Here is a 26,490-nt window from a genome sequence, read left to right as displayed (position 1 = left end):
TCCTTAGGCTGTTCTGCGAAGGACCATCAATGCGCGGGCTTTGACGTCGAGAACTGTCCCAGCGGTGATCACGACGCCACTCTCGCCCGTCGGCGCCGAGGTATCGAGTGCAACAGTCCATTCCGATGCGTAGTCCGAGTTCGGAGTCGAGAACTCCATAGATTCGTAATGCGCGTTGAAGCACAAAAGAAATGAATCTCCGATGACCCGTTCGCCGCGATAGTTGGGTTCGGGGATTGCCTCGCCATTGAGAAATACCGCCAACGACTTTCCGAAACCGCTGTCCCAGTCGGCCGGCGTCATTTCTTCGCCGGCCGGAGTGAGCCAGGCGATGTCGCGACTCTGATCACCGCTCCGGATGGGTTGTCCTTCGAAGAAGCGTCGACGCCGGAACACGGGGTTCTTTGCGCGTAATGCGATGGCGCGCTTGGTGAACTCGATAAGATCGGCATTGGTCTCCGCGAGTGACCAGTCCATCCACGACAGTTCGGAATCCTGGCAGTAGACGTTATTGTTGCCTTGCTGGGTGCGGCCCATCTCGTCGCCGTGTGCGAGCATCGGAGTGCCCTGGCTCAGCATCAGAGTGGCGAGGATATTGCGGCTTTGGCGGCCACGCAGTTCGAGGATTTCGGGGTCGTCCGTCGGACCTTCGACGCCGCAATTCCAGGATCGGTTGTGAGATTCGCCGTCGTTGTTGTTCTCCCCGTTGGCCTCGTTGTGCTTGTCGTTGTACGAGACGAGATCGTGGAGCGTGAACCCGTCGTGGGCGATCACGAAGTTGATGCTTGCACCCGGCCGTCGGCCGGTCGCCTCGTAGAGGTCCGAAGATCCGGTGAGGCGGGAGGCGAATTCGCCGAGCGTCGCGGGTTCTCCTCTCCAGTAGTCGCGGACAGTGTCGCGGTACTTGCCGTTCCACTCGGTCCACAATCCGGGGAAGTTGCCCACCTGGTAGCCGCCTTCGCCGACGTCCCAGGGTTCGGCGATCAGTTTGACCTGGCTCACGATCGGATCTTGTTGCACCAGATCGAAGAACGCGGACAGGCGATCGACGTCGTGCAGTTCTCGGGCGAGAGTCGACGCAAGATCGAAGCGGAATCCGTCGACATGCATTTCGGTGACCCAGTACCGCAATGAGTCCATGATCAACTGCAGGGTGTGCGGATGGCGGGCGTTGAGGCTGTTGCCGGTGCCTGTGTAGTCCATGTAGTGGGCCTCGTCGCCGTCGACGAGCCGGTAGTAGGCGGCATTGTCGATTCCGCGAAAACTGATGGTGGGGCCCAGGTGATTGCCCTCGGCGGTGTGGTTGTAGACCACGTCGAGGATGACTTCGATTCCGGCCTGATGGAAGCTGCGCACCATTGCCTTGAATTCTGCCACTGCCGCATCGGGTTTCACGGCCGACGAATAGTCGATGTGCGGGGCCATAAATCCGAAGGTGTTGTAACCCCAGTAGTTTCGCAGTCCCTGATCGCGTAGGACCTGATCGTGCATGAACTGATGGACGGGCATCAGTTCGATGGCGGTGATTCCGAGGTTGGTCAAATGCTCGATGATCACCGGATGTGCAAGTCCGGCATACGTTCCTCGAAGTTCTTCCGGGACACCAGGGTGGGTGGCCGTCATGCCTTTGACGTGCGCTTCGTAAATGACGGTCTCGTGGTACGGGCGCCCGGGTGAACGATCCGACGCCCAGTCGAAGAACGGGTTGATGACCACCGTCGACATCGTGTGACCGAGTGAATCATGTTGAGGGAAAGAGATTGTCGTAGGTTCGTCTACCAGTGCGTCCGCGTCGTCGACGCTGGGAGGGTCGACAGGAACCACGGAGTCTTCAGCGTCGTCGCCGGGTTCTGGCTCCGGCTCCGCAACAGCCTCGACGTCGTACGAAAACAGCGACCGATCTCCGTCGAAGTCTCCGGCAAATGCCTTGCCGTAGGGATCGAGCAACAGTTTGCTGGGATCACAGCGGTGTCCGGCAGTGGGATCGTACGGCCCGTGCACCCGATAGCCGTATCGCTGGCCGGGGGATACGGACGGTAGGTACGCATGCCAGACATACCCGTCCACCTCGTCCAGACGGATTCGGGTTTCGGTCCCGTCCTTCGCGATCAAGCACAGTTCGACGGCATCCGCGACCTCGGAGAACAGCGAGAAGTTGGTGCCCGCACCGTCGTAGGTTGCGCCGAGGGGATACGCGCTGCCGGGCCACACAGCAAGGGGAGTGAGTTCGCTCGGCGGGTGATCCATGAACGAACCCTATCGCCCGACGAGAGAGCGTTCCTGTTGACTGCGCGCTACTTCGAGCATTCCGGCTGTGATCTGTTCCACCTCCACCCCGGAACACAGGTACGGCGGCATCGTGTAGACGAGATTGCGGAAGGGACGCAGCCAGACTCCGGACCGGACGGCGGCGTCGGTAGCGGTCTGCATGTCTACCGGGTGATCCAGTTCGATGACTCCGATTCCGCCGAGCACTCGAACGTCCGCAACGCCAGGGATCGAGATGGCTTCGGCCAATCCGTGAGTGAGCCTGCGCCTCAGATTCTGGACGTCGCGTCGCCAGTCCATTGCCACTACGAGTTCGGTTGATGCGACGGCTATTGCACAGGCCAGCGGATTACCCATGAATGTCGGTCCGTGCATCAGCCCGCCGCCGTCACCGGCTGTGATGGTTTCGGCCATCTCGGTGGTGCACAGAGTGGCGGCCAAACTCATGTAACCACCGGTCAGTGCTTTGCCGACGCACATGACGTCGGGACTGACGCTGACATGATCGGCAGCGAACAGTTCGCCCGTTCGGCCGAATCCGGTTGCGATTTCGTCGAACACGAGCAAGACGTCGTACTTGTCGCAGAGCGTTCTGAGGTCGACGAGGTACTCCGGGTCGTGGAATCGCATGCCGCCCGCGCCCTGCACCACCGGTTCGACGATGACCGCTGCGAGTTCATCGTGGTGCGCGGCCAGCAGCATTTCCAGATGCCGGACGTACTCGGTCCGGTAGTCAGTCGGGGGAGCGTCGGCAAAGATCTGTGCCCGGAGGACGTCGGTCCAGAGTGAGTGCATGCCGCCGTCGGGATCACACACGCTCATCGGGGTAAAGGTGTCGCCGTGGTAGCCGCCACGCCAGGTCATCAGGCGATTTTTCGACGGTTTTCCGAGACTGCGCCAGTACTGCAGGCACATCTTGACCGCGACTTCGACGGCCACGGAGCCGGAATCGGAGAGGAATACCTTGTCGAGGCCGTCGGGGGTGATCTCGACGAGCAATTGCGCCAATCGGGCCGCTGGTTCGTGGGTGAGACCGCCGAACATGACGTGGCTCATCTTGTTCAGCTGCCTTGTCGCGGCGGCGTCGAGTACCGGATTGCGGTACCCGTGAATTGCGGCCCACCATGAGCTCATGCCGTCGACGAGTTGGCGCCCGTCAGCCAGTGTCAGCGTCGCGCCCTGGGCGCTGTCGATGACGAGAGGCGCAGTAGTGGCAGGAAATGCCCCGTACGGATGCCAGAGGTGCTCGGCGTCGATGGCGGAGACAGTTGTCGATTCCAGTCCGATTGTGTGCACCCGTGCACCTTAGCTAGTGGCTTGAACGGTGTTCAAGTATGGTCGAAAAAATGAACACGTCGTTGGACTGGCTCACCGCCGTCGAATCGGATCGCCGAGCGGCCGGGCTACGCCGCGAGCTTCGCCCACGGCCGGCGGAGTTCCCGTTGATCGACCTTGCATCGAATGATTACCTCGGGTTGGTCCGCCATCCCGAGGTGGTCGCGGGTGCGATCGCGGCGCTGCAACGCTGGGGCGCCGGCGCTACCGGGTCGCGCCTGGTCACCGGAACCACCACTGAACACGAATTGCTCGAACTCGAGCTCGCGGAGTTTGTCGGCGCTGACGCCGGGTTGGTTTTCTCTTCCGGATATACCGCCAATCTCGGCGCTGTAACGGCACTTTCGGGTCCTGGATCGCTGATAATTTCCGACGCCGGATCGCACGCCTCGTTGGTCGACGCCTGCCGGTTGTCCCGCGCCCGTGTCGTTGTGGCCCCGCATTCCGATGTGGATTTTCTTGCGGAGCAGTTGAGAACCAGAACCGAGGAGCGAGCGCTCGTAGTCACGGACTCCGTGTTCAGCGCGGATGGTGACCTGGCGCCGTTGCGTGAGATGCATAAGGCTGCGCGTGAATATGGCGCTCTTCTTCTCGTCGACGAGGCGCATGGGGTTGGGGTACGCGGAAATGGTGGCCGCGGGTTAGTGCACGAGGTCGGATTGGCCGGCGAACCGGACGTCGTGGTGACGGCAACCTTGTCGAAATCCCTCGCCAGCCAGGGCGGGGTTGTTTTGGGGCACGACAAGATTCGTGCCCATCTGATCGACGCCGCTCGTACCTTCATCTTCGATACCGGACTGGCACCGGCAGCAGTGGGAGCGGCCCGGGCAGCATTGGCAATTCTCCGCAGGGAGTCGACGCGAGCCCGAGACGTATTGGATCGGGCGTCGGAACTGGCAACGATCACCGGCGTCGGAAAACCGGAATCTGCCGTTGTGTCAGTGATTCTCGGTGACCCGCAGCGGGCGTACGACGCGGCCGCCGAATGCCGACGGTTGGGTTTGCATGTGGGATGCTTCCGTCCACCATCCGTCCCCGCGGGGACGTCGCGACTGCGTCTGACGGCTCGGGCAACCATCTCCGAAACAGAGATGGCTGTGATCAGCAGTGTGCTCGGTGAGGTCTTGGAAGGCGTGCGGGTATGAGCATTCTGATCGTGACGGGCACATCGACTGATGTCGGAAAGACTGTGGTGACAGCGGCATTGGCGTCGGCTGCATTGCAGTCGGGCAAGTCGGTGGCTGTTCTCAAGCCCGCGCAAACCGGGGTCGCACCAGGTGAGGCCGGGGATCTTGCCGAGATCGATCGACTGACCGGCGGCGGGGCGAGCTTGGTCGAACTAGCGCGGTATCCGGATCCGCTAGCCCCCGATACCGCGGCGCGGCGAAGTGGTTTGCCGATGCTCACACTCGACGAGATAGTGGACAAGGCCCGAGAGTTGGATGCTGCGTACGATCTGACGCTGGTCGAAGGTGCCGGCGGCGTGCTGGTCCGGCTCGGCGTCGGCGGATTCACGATTCGCGATGTCGCGGTGGAACTGTCGGCTCCGGCGCTCCTGGTGGTTGCATCCAGATTGGGCACGCTCAACCACAGTGCCCTGAGCGTCGAGGCACTGGCAACCCGGGGAGTGAGGTGCGCTGGACTGGTGATCGGATCCTGGCCCGTCGACCCGGATTTGGCCGAACGCTGTAATCGCGAAGACCTCGTGTCGGTTACCGGTGTGCCGCTACTCGGCTCGATGCCCGCTGGTACCGGCCAGGTGGGTTCCGAGGAATTTGCGCGTCGGGCATTCGAGAACTTTGAAGGCGCGCACGCGCGCTAGCCGATCTGCTCGAACAGGGACACGATGATCCCTTCGGGTCCACGCACGTAGGCCATTCGCACGCTGTTCTCGTACTCACCGATGCCGCCGATGAGCCCGTACCCGTCCGCAGCAACCGCGTCGACGGCCGCCTGGAGGTCGCCGACCTCGAAGGACACGTTACGAAGCCCAAGCTCGTTGGCCATCGCTGTTGGCGACCCGGGCACGTGGTCTGGTGCGACGAAGGCCGAAAGCTCCAGCCGGGACCCTTCACCGGGCGGTCGCAGCATGACGATCTCACAGTGCGCGCCGGGGATGCCGCACACGGTTTCCACGAACTCGCCCTCCACAGATCCGGTGCCCTCTACCTCGAGACCCAGTCCGACGAAGAACGCCGTTGCCGACGCGAGGTCCGCGACGGTGATTCCGATGTGGTCGAAACGTTGTACGTGGGCCATGGGATCCATCCTCCACTTGGTGTGTTGCCGATTCGATGCCGGGCCGGAGCCGGGGCAGGGGCAGGGATTTCGGTGACCGGCTGTGCGCCCTCATCCATGCTGTTTATCTTGACACGGCAGTTGCCTGTATGAATCGCAACGGCCACGGGTTGTCTCATTTTGGCCGGTTCTGAGGCGCTGATTTGTGAAGACAAGTCCACGACTCAACGTGGTCAGTATGTCGGCGCAGGCAGAAATCAACTGCCGAAGATAAATCCGAGGGATCAGTGCCCGATGTCTTCCATCGTCCGATGATGGTCTCGAACGGGCGCATGGTTTCTTTTGTGGACACAGCGATCGACGGTTACCTCAGGTAGACCGGACGCCGCTCGAAAACTCATCGGTTTCCGACTCTGCATTAGTACTCCGTTTGTTGAGGTGGTCACGGCGTCGCACGCCGCAACGTCGCCCAGGCCCCAGCGAGGCACCCGATTGCCAAGGTCAGGGGCAGCAGCGTCATCGGCACCACTCGGGGGACATCGACAAACCACGATCCGATCGCCGGCCACCATCGAGCCCAGGTGATTACGATCGCGGACAAGCCGAGCGTGCCGAAAAGCACGGTCAGGGCGGTGAGTAGGCCGCTCGTCCGCCATCGCTGGTAGATCGCACCCGTCAGCATTGCGACCGAACTGGTCAGCAGTAGCGTCGCGAACAGGGCAAGTAGCTGCTCGGCCGCGTTGTCGGTGAAATAGCGGGCGATACCGAACATGCGCATGTGCACGCCCCAGCCGTTCGTGGCGGATTCCACTATCGACAGCAGGAACAAGACGGTGGCGAAGACTGCGGACTGTGCCACCGCCATCACTGCGGTTGCGGTGAAGAACTCGCGGCGGGTCACGCTCAGCCCGAGAGCGAACGGGAACGTCTGAGCCATCGACTGGAGGTAGAACGCGAGCACGAAGCCGTAGGCGGAGAACACGCTGCCGGTGAATCCCTCGTCCTGTTCGTTTCCGACGATCGCGTAGATGGTGAAACTGATCAGGAACGAGACCAGCAGGATGCCGACAGGCCAGGCGATCAGCAGTGGCCAGGCGACCGTGTGCAGTCGGAGGACGGAGCCGATCCGGGACTGGGTGGGCGCCTTCGGAACGGCGCGCGATTGTGTTGTTGTGGTGGTCATTTGGTCGTCTCCCTGCGCTGTGTGGTGGTCGCGATCACGAGTTCCTGCAAGGACGCCGGCTCCAGTTCGACCCCGGCCTCCCGAAGTCGGTTCCGTGTTGTATCGGTCACGGAGGCCTGCACCGTGGTGCGGGTACGGGTGCCGAGCGTTTCACGGTGCAGGACGGTGCCGGACGTGGCGAAGGCATCCACCGCAGCGACTGGGCCGGTTGCCACGACGGCGCGGCTGCGCAGGGTGTCCGCGTCCTCGTCGACCACGATCCTGCCGCGGTCGACGACGATCACGTGCTCGAGTAGATTGGCTACCTCGTCGATCAGGTGAGTCGAAAGTACTACGGTGCGGGGATGTTCGGCGTAGTCGGCGAGCAGTCGGTCGTAGAACAGTTGGCGCGCAACGGCATCGAGGCCGAGATACGGTTCGTCGAAGAGTGTCAGCGGTGCGCGGGATGCGAGGCCGATGATGACCCCCAATGACGACCGCATGCCGCGCGAAAGCTTCTTGACCTTGCGGCCCAAGGGAAGTTGGAAGTCGTCGAGCAGTGCCTCAGCGAACGTGTGGTCCCAGTTCGGCAGTAAATGGCCCGCAGCAGCGAGTACATGCTTGACTCGGAGATCTTCGGGGTAGGTCTGGCTTTCCTTGATGAAGCATACGTTTGTCAACACGTCCGAGTTTTCGAACGGGGCGGCGCCGAACACCTTGACGTCGCCGCTGGTTTGCAGGTCCTGGCCGGTCAGGATCTGCATGATCGTGGTCTTGCCTGCGCCGTTACGGCCGAGCAAGCCATAGATTTTGTTGCGTCCGATTTCGAACGAGACGTCCTAGAGCGCATCGACGTCCCCGTATGTCCTGTTCACTCCGTGCATCGACGCAGCGAGGTCGGGTTCGGTGAAACGCCTGGCGGATTCGGTCGTGGTCATGCTCCCGTTCATTGGGTCACCTTCGTGTCGTTCAGCATGGATTTGAGTTCATCGAGGGAAATCTGGAGGCGGTCGGCCTCCGCGACGAGTGGCTCGATGTATTGGCGTGCGAACGCTTCGCGGCGCCTGAACCGGAGCGCGTTGCGTGCGCCGACAGTGACGAACATTCCGATTCCCCGTTTCTTGTAGAGGATCCCTGCGGCGAAGAGCTGATTGAGGCCCTTGGCTGCTGTCGCGGGGTTGATCCGGTGGAATGCCGCGAGTTCATTGGTCGAGGGCACTTGTCCGTCCTCAGGGAGTGATCCGTCGATGATCGAACTCTCGATCTGGTCGGCGATCTGCTGAAACAGTGGCCTGCCGTCGTCGATCATGTGGATTGCCACCTGAGGCTCACTGGTTCATTACTCATGTAATGAACCATAGAACTTGCTGGGGTGGGTTGGCAACCCTGGCGGCAGCGCGGCTGTTCGGGTGCCTGGGCGGAACATCGGCGACGATCAGTTGGTCGTGATCGAGTCGGTGATGGACCTGGTTGCCGGTATGGGGCAGCTACTTTCGCATGAACTCGGTGCGATTCCGCACCCTGGGTAGTCGTTATCAGCGTGAAAGCGGCAGGCGCGCGGGGTTGTTCGACAGTAGAGGTAACGTCTCATCGCTCATGGCCGACAGTAGGGGTACTTGCGAGTGAGAGGATCTACATTGAGAAGCACAGTTATCGGTGCAACACGTACGGCGACAGTCGTATCGGGGTTGGCCTTCGCCGCGATCGTCGGCTCCGGTACCGCTCAGGCGGATGCCCAGGACTGCGTCATACAGCGGGATGTCTTCAGTGCGGCGGCAACCTGTCATGACGCCGATGCGTCGCCGGGGCGGGAGTACGTGCTGATTGTGGAATGTTGGGGCGTTCACGGTATTCCCAACGCTTTTCCGCTTTATGCGATCGGTCCTTACAGTCAGTCCAGTCGCTCGTTTGTGCCGACAGGTCAGGGTGCGGGGGGATGCAGCACAAATTGGGGTGCTCCTTCGTTGAATGCCGGAGTGATTGTCAATGCCCGCGTGGAGATCTACCGCCAGTAGTGGATATGCGATAGCCGCGGCGAATAGTGCGACCGCAGTTCCAACCATTTTGTGTGGCTGCCTATTTCGTGTTCATTCGCCTATGTCCGAGTGGTGAACCGGCGTCCCGTGATGGTGACACGGGCTACCTGACTCGGCTAGCTAGCGCGCGGGCGATCTCCGCCGCTGGCGCTGAATCATTCGCGACCGCATGATGATTCCCGAACGGAAGACCTAACAGCCTCCGTGACTACACCGAAGTGGAGTCGGACTATGTCAGGCGCTCGAGTTTGCAATGGTGGAGAAGTGCGTGAATGAGCAGTTCCGGGTAGGGCCGTCTCGAAGGCATGGAGTCTTACCTGGTGGCGCCGATCCCTTTCGTCCGTTCCGACAAAGAGCGGCAGCTGTCGCGCACTTACATCTACGGTAGGCTGGCAGATTTTCAAGCTGGTGGATTCAGGGGGCTTTGCAACCGGGTGAATTGGTTCACTGGTCGTAGTAGATAACGCAGACGCTCGGCTGGGATATCCCAGCCGAGCGTCTGCGTAGACGACCGTTTAGTTCCTGAACTCGGCATCGGAACAGCGCAGATGCTGCTCAACTGGATCCCACGAGAGTAACTGGGAGAATCCGTCCGAGTCGGCGGGGACGCTGATGGTCGAGAGCAAACCGGCGGTGGCGTCGAATACTGCACCGACGTGAACTTATTTGTGGGTGTCTGTCCCGACAACACCATCGCTAGGGCGGTGGGCAGCAAATCTGGTTCAGCAGGGCCAGTAGTCGATACGCCGGGTTGGGTCAGAACAGGTTGATCAGGGCGGGCACGCTGAACAGGGCCACGTAGTAACCCATGAACAGAACGCCGCCGTGAATCTTGAACAGACGTCCCAGCAGTCCGCCGACCAGTCCGACGGTCACGGTGATCAGGAGGCCGAGGATGCCGCCTTCCCAGATGCTGATGACGACGACGAGGCCCGTGAACACGGCGATGACGGCCTCATGGCTGATGTGTTTGACCACGGCTGAGGCTGCCCGGTACGCGTAGTTCATCGCGAAGGGGTAGGCGATGACGGTCGCGGTGATGACGGCGAGCAGGCCGTAGAGCAGGAACTCCCACTGCGTCAGGTACGTGGAGAGGTTATTGATAACTCCGGTTTCCTGATTGGTCTCGAAGACCGGCGGTGCGTTGAACAGGGGAGCTGCCGGTCCGGCGGCCAGTGGGCTCAGCGGCAGACCGAAGGCCACCAGCGGAATGAGGGTTTCCGCGATGTACGTGGATTCCGTGGTGCCGTTCTTGGCCGAGACCATGGTGGTGAGTCGGTGGTAGCCGTTCTTGATGCGGGCACCGACCAGTTCACCCATCAGGACCGTCATGGCGACGGGGCTGAAGACGAAGGTTGCACTGGAGACGGTCGCCGCGGCTGCCGTGTACGCGGTCTGCTTCTTGTCGAGGACCTTGAGCGGGTTGGGAAAGTAACCCTTCCAGCCCTTGATATCTGGAGCGAGCGCGACGGTCTTGGGTTCGCTGCGTTCCATTTCCTTACGGCTGGAGGGGCCGAGGGTCAGGGCGAGATCAGCGATCAGAGGTCCGACGGCGATGGCAAGGAAGTAGCTGATGTTGAGCGATACGTCGTAGCTCTTCGTGAGTGCACGAACGCCGAGAATCAGGACGACGAAGGGAACGAGTGCGACGACGCCTGCCCAGCGGCCGGGGGATGCGTAGGCGATACCTATCGCCGCGACCAGGAACAGCCATGGTGCTATCGACTGCACGGTATCTGCGAAGGGCGCCAGAATGGTTGCGAACAGTACAGCGACCGGCACTGCTACGAAGGCGGAGACGACTGCGCCGGAGATCGCCTTGCGGAGCGCGATGTGCGGGATGCCGAGCGAGCGCATCATTTGGGCTTCGGGCAGCAGCGGGATCGCCATCGTGTCACCGGGAATGCCGAGGAGCATCGTCGGGACAGCGTGGGTCATGTGCTTGGCGATGGCACCGGAGAGGAAGAACGTGAAGACGGCCGCCGGGGGTGCGCCGAGGAGAATCACGAGCAGGGTCAGCGGTGCAATAGTGGCAGTTTCGTCGGTGCCGGAGATCAGACCGATGAACGTGAAGGCGACTGCGCCGATGATACCGAACAGTACGGCGATCAGGATTTCGTTGGTGAGCACGGAACTCATGAGGTCTTGCCCTCCTTCTGCGACGCCGCAGCTTCGGCGGCGGCAAAGTGCTCGTAGAGTCCGAGTTCGTGAAGCTCCTTCTGGCTCTGCTCCGGGATGTCAGCGAGAGTGCCGAGGCCTTGGCGTTGTTCGCTCATCATCGTGATGACACCGTCGATGGATTCCACGTCCGCAGCGGCCAGAGCAACGATGCGTTTGGGCTTGATGAAGATGCCGCAGATGATTCCGGCAACGAGGCACGCTGCGATCCCGACGAGCAGGCTGTAGGCCTGGGCGAGCGACGCTTCGCTGACCACACGCTCGAAGAACGCTTGTGCGGCGAGTAGGGCGGATGCGCCGATGACGCTGCCGACGACGACGGCGATCGCGAGGTGGCGGCCGTTGACGGTGTCACCCCAGACTTCGAGGTACGTCTCTTTCGCGGTTGCGCCGTCGTCTGGCGGGGTGGTCGGCGTCGTTGCCGACTGTGGTTCTGCCATGGGGGTTTCTCCAGTATCGAGCGGTGTGCAGAAGAAGTATGGGTCAGGTGCGCTGGGCGGCGCGGAGAGCATTGACGACGCGCGACGGACTGGTGTGGCCGATGTGTTCGGCCATCCAGGTGCTGGCCTCGGTCAGTGCGTCGAGATCGATCCCCGTGTCGATGCCGAGGCCGTGCAGCATCCACACCAGATCTTCTGTGGCCAGGTTTCCGGTCGCGCCCTTTGCGTAAGGGCAACGTCCCAGACCACCTGCAGCGCTGTCGAACTCGGTTATCCCCGCTGTCAGTGAGGCGTACACATTCGACAGTGCTTGCCCGTAGGTGTCGTGGAAGTGCATCGCAATCATCTCGGTTCCGATTCCTCGGGCACGGATCGCGTCGAGCAGAGCGAGGACGTGTCCGGGGGTTGCGACGCCGATGGTGTCGCCGAGGGAGAGTGACGTGGCGCCGCTGTCGACGAGGGCTTTCGCGATATCAGCGACGCGCTCGACGCTGACTGCGCCTTCCCATGGATCGCCGAAGCACATCGAGATGTAGCCGCGGACGGGAAGTCCCAGTGCCCGAGCAGATTCGGTGACCTCGGTAGCCGCGGCGAGGGCGCCGTCGACAGTGTTGTTGAGATTGCGCTTGGCAAATTCCTCGGTGGCGCTGACGAAGACGGCCACCTCGGTGGCGCCGGCGGCGAGTGCCCGCTCCAAACCGGTGAGATTCGGCACCAGTACGACAGTGCGCACCGAATCTGGCAGATTCAACCGGCTCATCAAGTCGGCGGCATCTGCGAGTTGCGGGATCCACCGCGGCGAGACGAAGCTGGTCAGCTCCACCGTGCGCAGTCCGGCTGCGACCAGACGCTCGATGAATTCGACTTTGGTCTCGGTCGGAATCACCTTCGTTTCGGCTTGCAGTCCGTCACGCGGTCCGACTTCGTACACACGCACCGAGGTGGGCAGCCCTGGGGCCGGCACCCGATGGGGCGCCGGCTTCCAGACAGGCGAGCCCGCAACTGATTCAGTCATGGCAGGTCAGTTTCCCGTGCGAATCTCGGCGAGAACCGTTTCCGCATGTTCGACACGAATGCTCTTGTCCGCGATGAGACGGGCGACAACAGCGTCGATCTCGTGTTTTTCGGCGCCGGCGGAAGCGGCGATGTTGCGGGCGTGCAAGCCCATGTGCCCACGCTGGACGCCTTCGCTGGCGAGAACCCGGACGGCGGCAAGGTTCTGGGCCAGTCCGACGGCGAGGATGATTCCGGCCAGTTCGTCGGCGCTCTCGACTCCGAGCATCTTGATCGCTGCCTGAGCTGCGGGGTGAACCTTGGTGGCGCCGCCGACGAGGCCGACCGGCATCGGAAGCTCGAGGGTGCCGACGATGTTGCCGTCGGCGTTCTTCTCGAAGTGAGACAGTGAGGAATAGATGCCGTCAGCGTTGATCGCGTGCGAATGGCAGCCGGCTTCGACTGCGCGCGTGTCGTTTCCGGTGGCAAGCACAACAGAGCTGATGCCGTTCATGATGCCCTTGTTGTGTGTGGCGGCGCGGTACGGATCGAGTTCGGCCATGCGGGCGGCGTGGATGAGGTTGTCCACGACCTCCGGGCCACCGATCAGTTCGGCGTCGAAGACTGCACGTGCGCGGGTCAGGCGAAGATCGGCCTTGTTGGTGAGGATACGCAGTACGACGTGTCCGCCACCGATTTCGGCGACGCGGTCGGCGATGGCTTCAGCCATCGTGTTGACGGCGTTGGCGCCCATCGCATCTCGGACATCCACATGAAGGTGGAGAACGACGTAGGTGGCTTCGGGGGAGGAAATGATGCGGACGGAGATGTCCTTGACTCCGCCGCCGACACTGACGAGCTTCGGATCCTGCTCGTTGGCCAGGGCCATGATCTCGTCGCGAGCTTCGAGCAACCGGATTCGGGCCGCTGCCGGATCAACGACGTCGACCAGCTGGATCTGTGCCTGCATGATCGGCGCGGTGCTCGAGACGTGGAAGCCGCCGAGGCCGCGGGCGATGCGCGCTGCGTTGCTTGCTGCTGCGACAACCGAGGCTTCTTCGGTAGCGAGGGGGATCAGGTAGTCGCGACCGTTGATCGTGAAGTTGGTGGCCACGCCGACGGGGATGCCGATGACACCGAGGACGTTCTCGACCATGCGGTCGGCCTGGTCGATGCCGAGTCCGCCGTCGTCGTACACCGCGATGTCGGCGTCGGTCAGGTCGGTCTGGCGGACTACCTCGGCGCGCCGTGCGGCGACGTCGTAGGACCTGAAGTTCGCGATGCGGCTGTTGATTGCCCGGCTGTTGGCCACGGGGGTCATCCTCCTGAAGTGGGTTTGTGCTCCGCTTCACAGTAGGAAAGTCAATGCGTGTTGGGCCATGTGTCAATGACACATGAATTGAATCAAATCATGGGACTAGCCACCATTCGACTTGTCTGAGATGTCGTTCTGGCGAAGTTCTTGCAGCCTCACGGCCATGGAAACCCGAAAGAAGGTTTCCTCGTCACGCCACGAGTCGCCGAGAAGCGTTCGGATGCGTTCGAGGCGCTGCACGACGGTGTTGGGATGGTAGTTGAGGGCGCGGGCTGCTTTGGTCGGGCTGCCTTCGTTGTGTACCAACGCGCGCAGTGTTGCCGTCAGATCCGTCTCGCGCTCGCGGTCGTAGTCGAGTACCGGGCCGACCACGTCGTCGATGAAATCGTGCAGTAATTCGGGATGATCGCCGAAGAGAACCGTGTACGGCAGATACGACGCCGTAGTGACCGCGCCGTCCGTAGTTCCCAGCGCGACAAGGAGGCGGGCAGTCCGGAGTGCCGAAGTAAAGCGCTGGGGGAGATGCTCGGGAAGGTCGGCGACAGCCGGTGCGATCACAACGGCACGGGGACCGACTGATCCTGCGATCTGGCGGTAAACGATTGTCGCCGCTGCCGCCGGATTGCCCGACGCGGACACCACCGCGATCAGTCCCGCATGTTCGGCCGCAATAGCTCCGCTGGGCAAATTCTGTTGCACCGCACGGAGAGTGGCAGGACGCAGCTCCGGTGGGACCGAGACGACGAGGACGGTATCGAGTTCGGCGAGAGTCACGCCGTGGTTGCGAGTGCGGCGGCCCAGATCGCGGCGTCGTTCGGGCGCAGCACTCAGAAGATCGGCAACCAGCTCGTCTCGCGCATGGCGGTCGGCCGCTGCGGCCGCGGTGTGTTGGAGGACAAGAATGGCGGTGACCTGGGCTGCACGCTCGACCGTGCGTTGTTCTACGGGCCCGATAGGCCCTTCGGAGCGGTCGAGCAGGATTGCGCCCAGAAATAATTCGCCGGCAGTGATGGCACTGACCAGTTCGATGGTGTTGTTGCCGCCCTGGACAGTCGAGCAACGTCCGCTTCGCCGGCTCTCGTCCACTGCATCCGACACAGCCTTGGTCAGGGTGAGGGGAGCGGTCGTGATCTGTTCACTCGACGACGTGACGAGGGCGCGCAATTCTGCGTCGACGATGGTGGTGCGGCGTTCGAGTGCTTTGCTCAAGGTTCGGGCAACTTGTGAGTACCCGCCGCCGCGCAGCACCGCGTGAATCAGATCTTGGTGGACGATGTTGGATTTGTCGCGGGCCGCGACGTGCTCACGCAGTTCATCGAGTGCGCGGCCGGTCTCGGCGGCGGATTCTTCCGCTCGGTCTAGAGCGCGCGCCGTCTGCAGGACGACGGAGGCGTGGTCGGCCAGGGCCGACAGGAGTGCGATCTGATCTGCGGTGAAACGGCGCTCACGTCGATCGGCAGCAAACAGAACACCGAGAATCTGGCCGTCCGACAGCATCGGGACACCGAGAATCGAGACCAGTCCTTCGGCAACGATGGCTGCGTCGACGGCGTCGTCGTGCCGAGACGCGGTGTAGTCGCTGTAGTTCTGGACCCATTGCGCTGATCGGGATTCTGCGATGGCACTGACCAGCCCGGCTCCGGCGGGAACTTGGAGCTCACGCAATTCGGGAGAGACGGCACCGGCCGTCTTACGCACATTCAGATCCCGCGTGACGACGTCGAACTCGGAAAGATAGGTGACGTCGGTACCCATCATTTCGTGGGCTCGGTTCACCAGGCGTTGCAGGAGGGAGTCGACATCGCGGACCTGCGCAAGCTCGCGTGCACTGGAGTAGAGGACCGCGAGCTCGTTCTCACGCCGGCGTAGCCGCAGGATTTCCGAGCGGCTACCACGGATCCGAGTCATGACTTCCGTGATATCTGTTGTGTCAAGCCCTAATTCGATCAAAATCTGTTCGGCACGCTCATCGCCGACGTTGTCGGTGGTGACATCGAACAATGACGCAATGTCGAGTGGTTCGGTGTCGGTCACATCAAATAAACTACAGCGTCGGACGATCTGGGGTTCGCGCTATGGTTCCAGGCCGGTCAGATTGATTATCCTTGGTAGTGACGGACTTTCGGTTTTCAGCAAGCTGGTCGTTCAGTCTGGCCACCTCGGCCTCCAGTGCGAGTAGGCGTCGTTGCAGCGCTTGAATGCTTGCCATGCAGACACCGTTGGCGTCGACGACAGCGATCTGCCTATTGTTCGAACCCAATCCGAAAGTTGCCGCGAAGTCTTGGGCCATCGGTCCGAGATGGCGGACTGATTCGTGATCGAAACCGTATGTCCACGTGCTGATGTGCAGGGTGCAGAGTCTTTCCAGTACATCCTCGGCGCTCGTCGGCGCCGGCGCTTCGGATCTCACGCCGCGGTGAACCCCGACGTGCGAGTGCAACCACCGCCCGGGGTGCCGGATACCGGCCCGGATACGCGTTCTTCGAGTTCGATTGTCAGCGACTTCGGTGCGCTCAGGCGCTGAGGTCACGTTTGTGGGTCTTGATTGTCGAGTCGCTGATCAGGATTCCGATTCCCGCGCCCAGCAGTCCGATACCCACTCCGATCGCGGCGCCGCCCAGACCGAGTGCGATTCCTAACATGATTCCTCCAAGAAGTTTATGGGATGCCTGTTTTATGCGGGCAAACGGCGGTCGTGGAGCCAAGTTTCGCGCACATTCAACCCACTCTTCGATCACCTTTTACGCTCCTCCGGTGCACAGCGGATGACAACCCGTGGAGACCGTATTTTTCGGCAAACGCGCGGCATGCAAGACTGGTTCATGAACCGCTGAGTCATCCGTGCCGGATAGGCGCTGTTTCGACGGCAAACAGGGTGAAAATCGCGGCGGATGAAAATCACAAGGGTGGCAGATGTACGAATCGAATTTGTTCTCCGACTCCAGTGCAACGGAGTCGGCCGAGATTGAGAAGACACCAGAGGAATTGGCGTCCGAGCGCACAGCGTCTGTTGTGGAACGTTCCAACGAGGACACCGCTGAACAGCGCCAGTCGCAACTGTTCAGCGGCTAACTGCGGTCAGGGTTCTTTCAGGACAGAGATCACGTTGCCGGCGGGATCGGTGAACCAGGCGATATCTGGTCCGTTACCTCGCATGACGCCGTTCTCTTCCTGAGGGAATCCGTCGTATTTGATGAACTCCACTCCACGTGAGGTCAGTTCGTCGACCGTTCCGTCGATATCGTCCACGAGGAAATTCAGGATCGTGTACGTCGCGGGTTCGTGATTCGGCTTGGGATAGACAAGTATCTCGGTCCCGCCCGCGAGATGCAGACGAATGAGTCCCATTTCCTCATCGGTGACTTTTAGTCCGAGAGTTTCGCTGTAGAAATTCTTCGCGGAAGCAATGTCGTCCACCGAGAATCCGCTGATGGCTTTGGTTGCTCCGAGCATCATGCGCCGCCCTCACTCATCGCGGACTCCATCTCGGCATGCGCTGCTTCACTGAACTCGATGATCTGAATGTAATTGCCGTCGGGGTCGATTGCGGTAGCAAACCAACTTCCGTCGCGCTCTTCGAGCGGCGCAAACCAGGCTCCACCGAGTTCGTCGACGCGCTTTGCCACCGAGCGTGCGTCGTCGGTTTCGACGTTCAGGAACATCCTGCCGGGTTGGGGATTGGTATCGCCGATGTCGTCGCGCTTGTCGATCATCATGTAGAAACCGTTGAAGTCGAGAACGTCATAGCCAGGTTCGCCGGGAGTTCGATCGACTTTCGGTGCGAAGGCAGCGGCGTACCAGTCGCGTAGTCGGTCAGGGTTGGTGCTGGAAAGCAAGATGCTTCCGATGCTGGATCCGGACATGGTTCCTCCTGCGAGCAGTCTTTTCGGCGAAAAGGTGTTTCGCCACTGATCTATAGACTGCCCAGAACCGTGAAAGTAATCGCTATCGGTGTTGCGTGTTCGTTGTTGCACGCAACTCGCCTTCAAGTGGCGCGATGCGGCGCCCCACGCACGGTTGTGTGCATTCATGCGTGGTGCGCCTGACCTGTCTCAGGAATTGTGGAGCGCAACGTGCGGGCTTGCCAGGCGGGCGCGGATCCCGTCGATAAACAGGTCCAGGCCGAATTGGAAGCGCACCGTGGGATCGCCGGCGAAAAGGTCCTCGTCGGATCCGCTGCCGATGACCTCGGGGGAGTCGGGGGAGATAGGTGCTCTGGTCAGAGCCCCGAATTCCTCCATCTGGGCGCGAGACTGCTCGTCGACGGTGTGGCCGAGCACGTAGTACAGCAAGGCGTAGGCGGCCAGTTCGGAGTGCTCGCGGGACAGTCCGGAATCGGTGCCCGCTGCGACGAAGTGTTCACGAACCTTGCTGCTGGTCATGCGTGACGCGAAGGTCGCGCTGACCAACTCGGCGCCGTCGCGGTGTGCCAAAAGGGCAGCCCGAAGTCTGTGTGCCAGTTCGGAATACGCCTCTCCCCAGCTGTCGGTATCGCTGGGGGCGTCGAGGTCTTCGAGGATCTTGTCGACGACGGCGCCGAGCAGAGTCTGCTTGTTGGGGAAGTGCCAGTACAGTGCGCCGGGTTGAACCCCGAGTGATGTTGCGAGTCTGCGCATCGTGAGGTCGGCCAACCCGAACTCGTCGAGTATCGCCATGGCGCCGTCCAAAACGTCGCCGCGTCGCAACTGCACTTGTTTCCCTCGTTCCGGGTAGGTGTGGATCGATCCTGCCTTTGACAGTATTCCACCACGTCTCTAACGTGAACACCGTTCAACTTGTACGGTGTTCAATTTTGCTTAATCGAAGGAGTCTCCTGTGACCTCGGCATCCGTGACCGTCGACATTCTCGACCAAGCCCGCGAGCAAGTCCTCGAACGCGGCGAAGGACTGAGCGAAAGCCAGGTGCTCGACGTACTCCGGCTGGGCGACGACAGGCTCGAAGATCTCCTGGCCCTCGCCCACGATGTGCGTATGAAATGGTGTGGACCGGAAGTCGAGGTCGAAGGCATCATCAGCCTCAAGACCGGCGGCTGCCCCGAAGACTGCCACTTCTGCTCTCAGTCGGGGTTGTTCCAGTCGCCCGTCCGCGCAGCCTGGCTCGACATCCCCAGCCTCGTGGAAGCCGCCAAGCAGACCGCAAAGTCGGGAGCTACCGAGTTCTGCATCGTCGCCGCGGTCCGTGGGCCTGACGAGAAGCTGCTCGCACAGGTGGCAGCCGGTATCGAGGCCATCCGCAACGAGGTCGACATCCAGATCGCCTGCTCATTGGGCATGCTGACGCAGGAACAGGTCGACCAACTCGCTGCGATGGGTGTGCACCGCTACAACCACAATCTGGAAACCTCGAAGTCCCATTTCCCCAACGTCGTGACTACTCACACGTGGGAGGAGCGGTGGGACACTCTGCGGATGGTCCGCGAAGCAGGCATGGAAGTGTGCTGCGGTGGAATCCTCGGAATGGGCGAAACATTGGAGCAGCGAGCAGAATTCGCTGCCAATTTGGCTGAACTCGAACCCGACGAGGTGCCGCTCAACTTCCTCAATCCGCGTCCGGGCACGCCGTTCGGTGATCTGGAAGTACTGCCGGCCAGTGAGGCGCTCAAGTCTATTGCGGCATTCCGACTTGCCTTGCCGCGCACCATCTTGCGCTTCGCAGGCGGCCGCGAGATCACGCTCGGTGATCTGGGGGCGAAGCAGGGAATTCTCGGCGGCATCAACGCCGTGATCGTCGGCAACTACCTCACCACACTCGGCCGTCCGGCAGAGAGCGACCTCGATCTGTTGATCGATCTGCAGATGCCGATCAAAGCACTCAACGACACACTGTGAGTGAGTCATTGACCGAGGAGCGGTACAACCCGTTCACGGGGCGTCGGATCGTCGACGGTGTTGACGATCCGACGCCGGCCGCTGCCTCGATGGGGCTCGAGCCACCACGGTTCTGTGAACACTGCGGCCGACGCATGATCGTCCAGATCAGTCCCGATGGCTGGTGGGCCAAGTGCTCCCGGCACGGAGTGACCGACTCGATCGACGCGAGGCTCCGATAGGTCACTCTGGTGCGCCGTCGAAGTCAGTTTCGTTGCCGGTCACTGGCTGAACATCGACAGTAGCGAGGTCGCGCGCCAACTCTGACGCCGCAATGGGGGACAGTGCAGGAGGATTGCGCTCGCCGGTGACGAATACGTGGATGATCTTTTGTTCCTCCCACTGGAGTGCGTTGGCTGCATTGAAACCGGGGAACACCATCATGGTCGCCTGGCGGCCGGTATCGACTTGCTTGCTCAGCGAAATTTGCGCGCCGCGGTCTTGAGGCTCCTCCCGTATCCAGCCGAATGCCTTCAAAGCCAACAGCTGTCGGGTGGGGGTCTTCCTTCCCTCTAGCGCAGCAAGGATCGGCCCGATCTCGCCGTCGAAGGTCGCACGCTCGGTCTGCTCGAATGGCTGAACCAGCCCGAGTTCGTGCAGGACATCGGCCCAAATGGATCTTGCAGGTCCCAGGTTCACCGGATGCGGCAATGAGACCTCGGTAGCGTCGTCGATAGTCAATTCGATCCCGTCGGCAGCGATGGGCGTCCGGAACTGTGAGAAACGGAAGGTCCTGTTCGGTTGGTCGGCGTCGGCGACCGTGGACCAGATCAGGCGACTGGTGAGATGCCACATCAATGGATGCTCGACCAGATGCGTGCGTAGATTCGCCATTGTCCAGCGTCTCCCCGAGATCATCGCATGTTCGAGTCGGGTGATCAGTTCGGCGGAAACCGCACCCAGGTCCTTCTTCAGGATTGTGTAACGCTTGTATTCGGCGGCGGCATGGGCGGAGTCGGCCGGACCTGGGCGAGGCAACCGAGCATATTGCCGTTCGTCGGAATCGAACACGAGGGGCCGGAGTTTTTCGTCGAAGGTCAGGAGGAAGGATCGTGAACCGTAGTCGAAAACGGTGGTTCCGTTCGCATCCAGATCGAGGTCCGGGACCAGCCTATCGGCGAGTTCGAGAGGGCTGAGTCCGAGTTCGTCCGCGATTCTTCTGATCCACCCGTCAGCCTTCTCTCGGAGCGCAGGAAACCGTAGCCCTTGCGAGATGCGCCATAATGCTCCGAGTGCTGCGTCGGTGCCGATGTTCGCCAGCACCTCCAACCCTGCGGCCGCCCTCCGATGCGCCGATTGCAGTGGCCACGTAAGGATCAGCGGAGTCAGTTTCCTTGCGGTGTCGTCATTTCCGACGATTCCCAGTGCGTCCAGTACCCATCCCTGAGCGGTGGGGAAGCCGGCGCCGGACCATCGTTCGAACAAACTCCACGCCATGTCGGCCAACGAATCGGAGTCCACGAGCTCTCGCAGGATTTCGATCCCGGCGTACACGTCGTCAGGTCGCGATAGCGCAAACATCGTGCAGATATGTAATATCGATTCGTCCGGAACTGCTCTGTCGGTGTCGCGAATTGTGACGGGCTGCAACAGAATCGGATTCAACCAGTCGGGAAGCGTCGGCATTCGCGATGGAAGCTGGGCCAAAGGATCAGCGTCGAGCAATCCCGTTACTGCGACCTCGGCAGGTTTGCCGTAGGAACGGGCTGTTTCGAGCAAAACTCCGCGGTGGCCTGTGCGGTCCAGTTCTCGTAGTGTTGTCTCGGCTCGGGAACGATCCGCTCCCGGTGTGCCGAGCGCAGTGACGACAACATCGGCAGCCGCACTCTGAATATGTCTGTCGAACCACTGCTGGGCGGTCGGGCGAAGTGACTTCGATCCGAGCCACCGCATCATGTGTGCCGATATTTCGCTGCCGTCGATCGGAAGTAGTAGGTGTGCATTGCTCGCCGGCCGGGCGACGGAAATCTGAAGAATGTACGGAGCGGCGTCCGAGTCGAATCGGCCGAGAATGCGACGCAGGTGATGCTCGGAGTGCCAGTAGCGTTGGGGTAGTGATTGATCGGTCAGCAAAGGGCTCACCAGATCTTCCGGCGCGTAGGCGAGTGCATCGAAACAGTGGGTGGGTCGCTGGGCCATGATGTCGGCGACAATGTCCTCCCAGGATCGATTGACCCACGGACGGTGCATCTCGCCGTACTCTTTCCAGGCCTCGCGTTCCCCGCTCTTCCAGGCTGTCGAGAGTGGCCTCACAGGTGCCTGCAGTGTCAGAACTATCGGAGGGGTTCGGCGGCGTCGATGTTTCCAGGGAGGGTCGGCGAGTAGAGGTGGTAGTTCGCTCGACGGCACCCGCGGCGCAGACACTGGCGGCGTGGACGCCTCGGTGACTTTCACTTCGGGCAGGACGGAGGCGAGGGTTGGGTGAACCTTCACGTGGTCGCTCAGAAGTGTTGCGGTAGCTGTAGTCGGCTTTCTGCTCGCCAAGAGACGCGCAGTCCGTTCAGGTGATCCTGCCATAGCCTCGAGAACAGCAGGTTCGATGTACTTTTGCCCCAACCGGTCCAGCAACAGTTCGAACGCTGCGTCGGTGTCGAATTGGGCGAGAATGCTGACGGCCTTCTTCTTGTGCTGAGCTGAGACATTGCCTTCGAATATCTCGGCCACTAGGTATTCGGAGCCTGGGCCGATGTTCGCACACATGCTGTACACGAGGTTGATTCGTTGGCCGATCATCCAGATCGTGTGATCGCGTGACGGGCCGAGGTCGAAGAAGTGTTCTGCCTGTTCGAGAGCGGTGGTGCCGGCCAGGAGTGGCAGGCCTACCTGATAGTGGTGCTCGTCGACTGTCGACAGCGTTCCGACGTCTTCGCTCAGCCAGTCTTGTTCGGTCGGCAGGAGAAATGACGTTGTGAGATTCTGGGCGAACACGGAACCTCGATGCGTGCCCAGTGTGTGGGTAAGAGCGATGTACTCGGCATCGTCAAGCCCGGCGACCATCGAGCGTAATCGGCTGTGAGGCTCGTAGATTCCGAAGTTCATGGTGTCTGCCGGGGAACGAGGTCCGACGGAACTGGCGGCCACGGTAGGGGCTTCACGGGAGGGTTGGTGATAGCTGATGGTCAACCCGGCACCGAGCACGGCAGTCTCTGCTGCGAACGAGACACCGAATCTGTGAACCAGGTCGTCCACGAACGGCACCCGCATCATGTACTCGGCATAGTTAGGGGCGACAGCCCACAACACCGCAGCGCCCAGCACCGGGGGCGTTCCCCCGTTTGTCCGAGCGTCCAGAAACTCCCGTGCGGCTGACGTCAAGGCGGGCGGCGTCAGCGAATGCCCCAACGTGCTCGTGATGTAGCCGGCTTGCCGTTCGAGCAGTTTATCGATCTGTGCACCGACCGATGCCGCAGGCCTGAGGGTCGGCCGAGGTCCGCGACCACGGAATGCCTCTGCCCGTCGCCACCAGGACACGGGTACCTGCCAGTCGAAATTTTCTCTCCTCACTCAATCGACTCTATGCAAAGGAAAGTTCAACCGTGTTCGTCGTCCGCAACTTGCTCGTCGGTCATGTCGGTACCTGTGGAAACTTGCGGGCTTTGATCGGACCTGTCGAGGGCGGTGGCAGGAACAGATTTCCGCGAAGGCTGCCACGAACGGTGTGGACTGCGACCAGACCCCACGTTCCCAGCAGGCCGATGTAAGCGACCGCGGCGGCATAGCGAAACGCCGGGAGTTCTGTGTGCAAGGCCAATTGTGTTGTGCCGGTGACGAAGGTGCCAACAGGAAAGGTCAAACTCCACCAGGTCAGAGCGAACGGCATTCCGCTGCGTGCAGTGCGCACGGTGAGTGCTGTGGCCAATCCGATCCACAACACCGCGAAACCCCAGACCGGCACTCCGTACACGATCGCGAAAATTCCCATCCCTGAGGCCAATTGCGGTGACACGGCAAGATGTGCGTTGGCGCCGAGAAGCCCAACGGCGGTGATCGATTGACCGAGTGGCCCCAACACGATCCACAGTGTCGGGACTCGGGCGGTGCCGGAGGTGCCGAAATGCGCCAGGCGACTCCACACCATGGTGATGATGATGAATGACGCGAACAGTGATAGCCCGAACATGGCGTAACAGCCGTAGAGCATGGTCGTCCGACCGGTTCCCGGCGCCATGTGAGGGATGAGCAGTGCGCCGGTCGCGGCGGAGACCATCGGCGGTACGACGGGCATCAGCCACCCGCCGAAGGCAGCGTCCGATTCCACTTTGTGCTGAGTGAACATCAGATAGGGAATCGTCATGGCGGTGAAGAGTCCGCCGACGGTTCCGAGTGTCCAGAGTATCCAATCGAGGTTCACGGCAGCGCGTTCCCCGATGAGAGATTTTCCGGCCAGGAGTGCTCCGGCGCCGACGGTCAGAAACGCCATGGGCGCGGCGCCGTAGAAGTGCGCCATCTGCGGGTTGTAGGCATGGCTGCGGGCCACGGTCGGATTACGCACCCAGTGCGCTGCTACTGCAACAACCACGACTGCCAGCAACGCAGCAGCCATAACCCACACCACCCGTGCAAACACCTGCTGGCCCGGAATCTGCACGGGAAGTGTTGCGCCCGCAGTGGCTACAATCCCGGTGCCCATCACGGATGCAAACCAATTGGGGCCTATGTTTCCGAAGATTTGCCCTCGTGATTGCAGGGAGGACAGTAGCCAAGGCTGACGGGCTGCAACCACGATCGCTCCTTGCTTGGCGCGCCGATTGGTGCCGGTATCGGATACTCAGTCAGCGTAGCCGCGTCGGTACCCGCTCGAGGGGCAATTTTCGGTGCCGCCAAGAAGGTACCGTCACACAGTGTGATCTCTCTACGGCAGACCCGACTGCGCACCGCACTCCTGATCGCGGCGACGACCGTTGGCGTCAGTGGACTGTTCGGTGTGTTGTGGGCATTCCTGGCTCCGGCCGAACATCTGTTGGTGGTTTCCGAAGGCCGCGGAGTTGCGTTGACTGGAGAAAGCGTTCATCAATTCGACTCTGTCGCCATCTTCTTCTGGCTTGCGCTGATCGTCGGAGTGCTCTCGGCGGTAGCAGCCTGGCTCCCTCGATTGGGTCGCGGGCCGTACGCACTCGGCGGGTTGATCATCGGTTCGGCACTCGGCACCGCCATGATGGCGGCGGTCGGGATCGGCGTTGCAAAGTTGCGATTCCCGACCGTCGACAATCCGCCGGTGGGGGACATCATCGCCTTTGCCCCCGGAATCGGAACACTTTTGGTGCTGATAGTCCAACCGTTTGCGGCGTGCATCACGACGTTGGTTCTTACGGCACTCAGTCCGTATGACGATCTCGGTGTCGGCGACCATTCGGATGAGCCGGATGCCGAGGATGCTGGGCAGCCTGAACCTTCGACGCCTGCCTTGCCGTGAGCATCGCTCTATCCGGTGCTGGCGGACGGCTTCATACGGCCGGTGAAGCCGCCGGCGGCTTTGCGGCGGGCGTTGCCTTCCATCGCGCGCAGCCGGATCAGTTCGGTCTCGAACTTGCTGAATGTTTTGGAAAGCATGTCGAAGACCGTTCGCCCGTTCAGGTCCCGAGGGTCGTGGACCTTCATGTCGAACATCAACACCACGTCCCGTTCAACAAGGTCAGTGGCAATCTGACCCAGGTCCGCGACGGAGCGAGCCAAATCGGTCGAGGGTCGTGACAACCAGGGTGTCGCGGGCCGAGAGCGCTGTCAGCGTCGCTGTCAGTGCAGGTCTGGGTCGGTCTGTCCGGGTCAGGCCGTGGTCGATGTGGATCGAAGCGGCATCAACACCAAACGTTTGGCGAGAGCCTTGCGTTGGCCCTGTTCGTCGTCTGTAGACGAGGCGCACCATGCGTATCCGATCAACATTCCACTATCGGATTCTACGAATAGACCTCTGTATGTATTGCATGGTGAGTAGGGCCGATCGGGCAGAAGCTGACCGAAGTCATTCCGATGACCGTGCCCGAGGCCGCGAAACAGGTACGCTGATCGGAAAATGGCCTGGTCAACACCGGTACATCGAAGATAAAGGGAGCCGCAGATGTCTACGGTCCCGTTGAAAGTCGTCCGGAAGAAACTCGTCCACGAAGCGGTCCTGGACAAGATCGACCGCGAACACCTCTCGATCAACACCGCCGAGGTGCGCACCAGATTGCAGACCAACCGTGAGCACGTTCACGGGAACATGCTCCGCAAGTGCCTGGACCAGTGGGAACGCATCATCGCGGACAACGACATCGACACCGTTCGCAAGATCAGCGTCTCCGATACCGAGACCGACCGTGAGATGCGAAACATGTCGCCTCTGTCGGTGTTGTTGAGCGAGAGCGAACGCCTACATGTACTCGACCTTCTCAAGAGAACTCGCGAGTGAACCGAAGTGACCTCGATGAAGCGGTGATCGCTGCGTGCGGGTAGGTGGAGGAATCGCAGGTGGTGATCTTCGGATCTCAATCGGCACTCGGAAGCTACGACGAAGACTCGCTGCCGGAAGAAGCTATACGTTCGATGGAAGTCTGTCAACGGCATCTGAATTTTGACCCCTTTCCGGCATCTGAAAATTGACCCCTGCATGCGTTTATGCGATCAGGTCTCGGTGTTCCGGTCGGTCATCGGACGGCCGAGATCACGATCCTTGAGGCG

Annotated in this window: 27 protein-coding genes and 1 pseudogene; 9 read left to right on the top strand and 19 right to left on the bottom strand. The window is 61.3% G+C overall.

Going from position 1 to position 26,490, the window contains the following annotated elements:
- Positions 1 to 3 precede the first annotated feature (3 nt).
- On the bottom strand, positions 4 to 2,247 hold the full coding sequence (glgX, locus tag MTX36_RS09565; RefSeq protein ID WP_243619490.1) for a glycogen debranching protein GlgX: 2,244 nt from the start codon (positions 2,245 to 2,247) through the stop codon (positions 4 to 6).
- Between the two features lie 9 nt (positions 2,248 to 2,256).
- Positions 2,257 to 3,555: an adenosylmethionine--8-amino-7-oxononanoate transaminase gene (locus MTX36_RS09560; protein WP_374230460.1), complete on the bottom strand. Its 1,299-nt coding sequence runs from the start codon at positions 3,553 to 3,555 to the stop codon at positions 2,257 to 2,259.
- 47 nt (positions 3,556 to 3,602) lie between these two features.
- On the opposite strand from MTX36_RS09560, the gene MTX36_RS09555 reads away from it, so the two are divergent.
- A complete protein-coding gene (locus MTX36_RS09555; protein WP_243619488.1) occupies positions 3,603 to 4,748 on the top strand; it encodes an 8-amino-7-oxononanoate synthase in 1,146 nt (381 codons plus the stop codon).
- Positions 4,745 to 5,425 carry a dethiobiotin synthase gene (gene bioD / locus MTX36_RS09550; RefSeq protein ID WP_243619487.1) on the top strand — a complete coding sequence of 227 codons (681 nt, stop codon included), beginning with the start codon at positions 4,745 to 4,747 and terminating at the stop codon, positions 5,423 to 5,425. The genes MTX36_RS09555 and bioD overlap by 4 nt, the downstream gene beginning before the upstream one ends.
- On the opposite strand, the gene MTX36_RS09545 is transcribed toward bioD, so the two are convergent.
- The 4 genes and pseudogenes from MTX36_RS09545 to MTX36_RS09530 all read right to left on the bottom strand — a co-directional run bounded on the left by MTX36_RS09545 (position 5,422) and on the right by MTX36_RS09530 (position 8,312).
- Complete coding sequence (locus MTX36_RS09545) at positions 5,422 to 5,862, bottom strand: VOC family protein (protein WP_243619486.1); 441 nt, start codon at positions 5,860 to 5,862, stop codon at positions 5,422 to 5,424. The genes bioD and MTX36_RS09545 overlap by 4 nt on opposite strands.
- Positions 5,863 to 6,283: 421 nt before the next feature.
- A complete protein-coding gene (locus tag MTX36_RS09540) occupies positions 6,284 to 7,024 on the bottom strand; it encodes an ABC transporter permease (RefSeq protein WP_243619485.1) in 741 nt (246 codons plus the stop codon).
- A pseudogene (locus MTX36_RS09535) lies at positions 7,021 to 7,953 on the bottom strand (ABC transporter ATP-binding protein). The gene MTX36_RS09540 and the pseudogene MTX36_RS09535 overlap by 4 nt, the downstream one beginning before the upstream one ends.
- Positions 7,950 to 8,312 carry a GntR family transcriptional regulator gene (locus tag MTX36_RS09530; protein WP_243619679.1) on the bottom strand — a complete coding sequence of 121 codons (363 nt, stop codon included), beginning with the start codon at positions 8,310 to 8,312 and terminating at the stop codon, positions 7,950 to 7,952. The pseudogene MTX36_RS09535 and the gene MTX36_RS09530 overlap by 4 nt, the downstream one beginning before the upstream one ends.
- Before the next feature lie 55 nt (positions 8,313 to 8,367).
- On the opposite strand from MTX36_RS09530, the gene MTX36_RS09525 reads away from it, so the two are divergent.
- Entirely contained in the window at positions 8,368 to 8,532 is a 165-nt protein-coding gene (locus tag MTX36_RS09525) for a hypothetical protein (RefSeq protein WP_243619484.1), read from the top strand.
- Positions 8,533 to 8,640: 108 nt separating this feature from the next.
- On the top strand, positions 8,641 to 9,018 hold the full coding sequence (locus MTX36_RS09520) for a hypothetical protein (RefSeq protein ID WP_243619483.1): 378 nt from the start codon (positions 8,641 to 8,643) through the stop codon (positions 9,016 to 9,018).
- Positions 9,019 to 9,795: 777 nt separating this feature from the next.
- On the opposite strand, the gene MTX36_RS09515 is transcribed toward MTX36_RS09520, so the two are convergent.
- From MTX36_RS09515 to MTX36_RS29815, 7 genes are all read right to left on the bottom strand, one after another.
- Entirely contained in the window at positions 9,796 to 11,178 is a 1,383-nt protein-coding gene (locus tag MTX36_RS09515; protein ID WP_243619482.1) for a tripartite tricarboxylate transporter permease, read from the bottom strand.
- The gene (locus MTX36_RS09510; RefSeq protein WP_243619481.1) at positions 11,175 to 11,657 is read right to left on the bottom strand and encodes a hypothetical protein; all 483 of its coding nucleotides are present in this window, start codon (positions 11,655 to 11,657) and stop codon (positions 11,175 to 11,177) included. The genes MTX36_RS09515 and MTX36_RS09510 overlap by 4 nt, the downstream gene beginning before the upstream one ends.
- A 43-nt stretch (positions 11,658 to 11,700) precedes the next feature.
- Complete coding sequence (locus tag MTX36_RS09505; protein ID WP_243619480.1) at positions 11,701 to 12,672, bottom strand: hydroxymethylglutaryl-CoA lyase; 972 nt, start codon at positions 12,670 to 12,672, stop codon at positions 11,701 to 11,703.
- A 6-nt stretch (positions 12,673 to 12,678) separates the two neighbouring features.
- Positions 12,679 to 13,962 carry a hydroxymethylglutaryl-CoA reductase, degradative gene (locus tag MTX36_RS09500; protein WP_243619479.1) on the bottom strand — a complete coding sequence of 428 codons (1,284 nt, stop codon included), beginning with the start codon at positions 13,960 to 13,962 and terminating at the stop codon, positions 12,679 to 12,681.
- A 105-nt stretch (positions 13,963 to 14,067) separates the two neighbouring features.
- The gene (locus tag MTX36_RS09495) at positions 14,068 to 15,999 is read right to left on the bottom strand and encodes a GAF domain-containing protein (protein ID WP_243619478.1); all 1,932 of its coding nucleotides are present in this window, start codon (positions 15,997 to 15,999) and stop codon (positions 14,068 to 14,070) included.
- A 10-nt stretch (positions 16,000 to 16,009) separates the two neighbouring features.
- Positions 16,010 to 16,375, bottom strand: coding sequence for a tail fiber domain-containing protein (locus tag MTX36_RS09490; protein ID WP_243619477.1), 366 nt, complete (start codon positions 16,373 to 16,375; stop codon positions 16,010 to 16,012).
- A gap of 103 nt (positions 16,376 to 16,478) precedes the next feature.
- Complete coding sequence (locus MTX36_RS29815) at positions 16,479 to 16,607, bottom strand: hypothetical protein (RefSeq protein ID WP_279394416.1); 129 nt, start codon at positions 16,605 to 16,607, stop codon at positions 16,479 to 16,481.
- Between the two features lie 271 nt (positions 16,608 to 16,878).
- Here MTX36_RS29815 and MTX36_RS09485 point away from each other — a divergent pair, with 271 nt between their 5' ends.
- Positions 16,879 to 17,037, top strand: coding sequence for a hypothetical protein (locus MTX36_RS09485; RefSeq protein ID WP_169632206.1), 159 nt, complete (start codon positions 16,879 to 16,881; stop codon positions 17,035 to 17,037).
- Positions 17,038 to 17,043: 6 nt separating this feature from the next.
- Here MTX36_RS09485 and MTX36_RS09480 read toward each other — a convergent pair whose 3' ends face one another.
- The 3 genes from MTX36_RS09480 to MTX36_RS09470 all read right to left on the bottom strand — a co-directional run bounded on the left by MTX36_RS09480 (position 17,044) and on the right by MTX36_RS09470 (position 18,656).
- The gene (locus MTX36_RS09480; RefSeq protein WP_243619678.1) at positions 17,044 to 17,418 is read right to left on the bottom strand and encodes a VOC family protein; all 375 of its coding nucleotides are present in this window, start codon (positions 17,416 to 17,418) and stop codon (positions 17,044 to 17,046) included.
- Entirely contained in the window at positions 17,418 to 17,828 is a 411-nt protein-coding gene (locus tag MTX36_RS09475) for a VOC family protein (protein WP_243619476.1), read from the bottom strand. The genes MTX36_RS09480 and MTX36_RS09475 overlap by 1 nt, the downstream gene beginning before the upstream one ends.
- Before the next feature lie 189 nt (positions 17,829 to 18,017).
- Entirely contained in the window at positions 18,018 to 18,656 is a 639-nt protein-coding gene (locus MTX36_RS09470; RefSeq protein ID WP_243619475.1) for a TetR/AcrR family transcriptional regulator C-terminal domain-containing protein, read from the bottom strand.
- Between the two features lie 124 nt (positions 18,657 to 18,780).
- Here MTX36_RS09470 and bioB point away from each other — a divergent pair, with 124 nt between their 5' ends.
- Positions 18,781 to 19,794 carry a biotin synthase BioB gene (bioB, locus tag MTX36_RS09465; protein ID WP_243619474.1) on the top strand — a complete coding sequence of 338 codons (1,014 nt, stop codon included), beginning with the start codon at positions 18,781 to 18,783 and terminating at the stop codon, positions 19,792 to 19,794.
- Positions 19,791 to 20,015: a hypothetical protein gene (locus MTX36_RS09460; protein ID WP_243619473.1), complete on the top strand. Its 225-nt coding sequence runs from the start codon at positions 19,791 to 19,793 to the stop codon at positions 20,013 to 20,015. Before bioB ends, MTX36_RS09460 begins: the two co-directional genes overlap by 4 nt.
- Before the next feature lies 1 nt (position 20,016).
- Here MTX36_RS09460 and MTX36_RS30230 read toward each other — a convergent pair whose 3' ends face one another.
- Positions 20,017 to 23,337, bottom strand: coding sequence for a DUF4132 domain-containing protein (locus MTX36_RS30230; RefSeq protein ID WP_243619472.1), 3,321 nt, complete (start codon positions 23,335 to 23,337; stop codon positions 20,017 to 20,019).
- A gap of 61 nt (positions 23,338 to 23,398) precedes the next feature.
- On the bottom strand, positions 23,399 to 24,556 hold the full coding sequence (locus MTX36_RS09450) for a TDT family transporter (protein ID WP_308198210.1): 1,158 nt from the start codon (positions 24,554 to 24,556) through the stop codon (positions 23,399 to 23,401).
- 120 nt (positions 24,557 to 24,676) lie between these two features.
- On the opposite strand from MTX36_RS09450, the gene MTX36_RS09445 reads away from it, so the two are divergent.
- On the top strand, positions 24,677 to 25,246 hold the full coding sequence (locus MTX36_RS09445; protein WP_243619471.1) for a DUF2567 domain-containing protein: 570 nt from the start codon (positions 24,677 to 24,679) through the stop codon (positions 25,244 to 25,246).
- 8 nt (positions 25,247 to 25,254) lie between these two features.
- On the opposite strand, the gene MTX36_RS09440 is transcribed toward MTX36_RS09445, so the two are convergent.
- Positions 25,255 to 25,446 (bottom strand): recombinase family protein, encoded by a 192-nt coding sequence (locus MTX36_RS09440; protein WP_243619676.1) that lies wholly within the window; start codon positions 25,444 to 25,446, stop codon positions 25,255 to 25,257.
- A 442-nt stretch (positions 25,447 to 25,888) separates the two neighbouring features.
- Between MTX36_RS09440 and MTX36_RS09435 the strand changes: the two genes are divergently transcribed.
- Positions 25,889 to 26,221, top strand: coding sequence for a hypothetical protein (locus MTX36_RS09435; protein WP_243619470.1), 333 nt, complete (start codon positions 25,889 to 25,891; stop codon positions 26,219 to 26,221).
- Positions 26,222 to 26,490: the final 269 nt, after the last annotated feature.

The organism is Rhodococcus sp. ARC_M6 (genome assembly GCF_022810305.1).
GTDB lineage: Bacteria > Actinomycetota > Actinomycetes > Mycobacteriales > Mycobacteriaceae > Rhodococcus_F.
The sequence above is the reverse complement of the archived record's forward strand: the minus strand, read 5'-3'. Positions and strand labels throughout refer to the sequence as shown.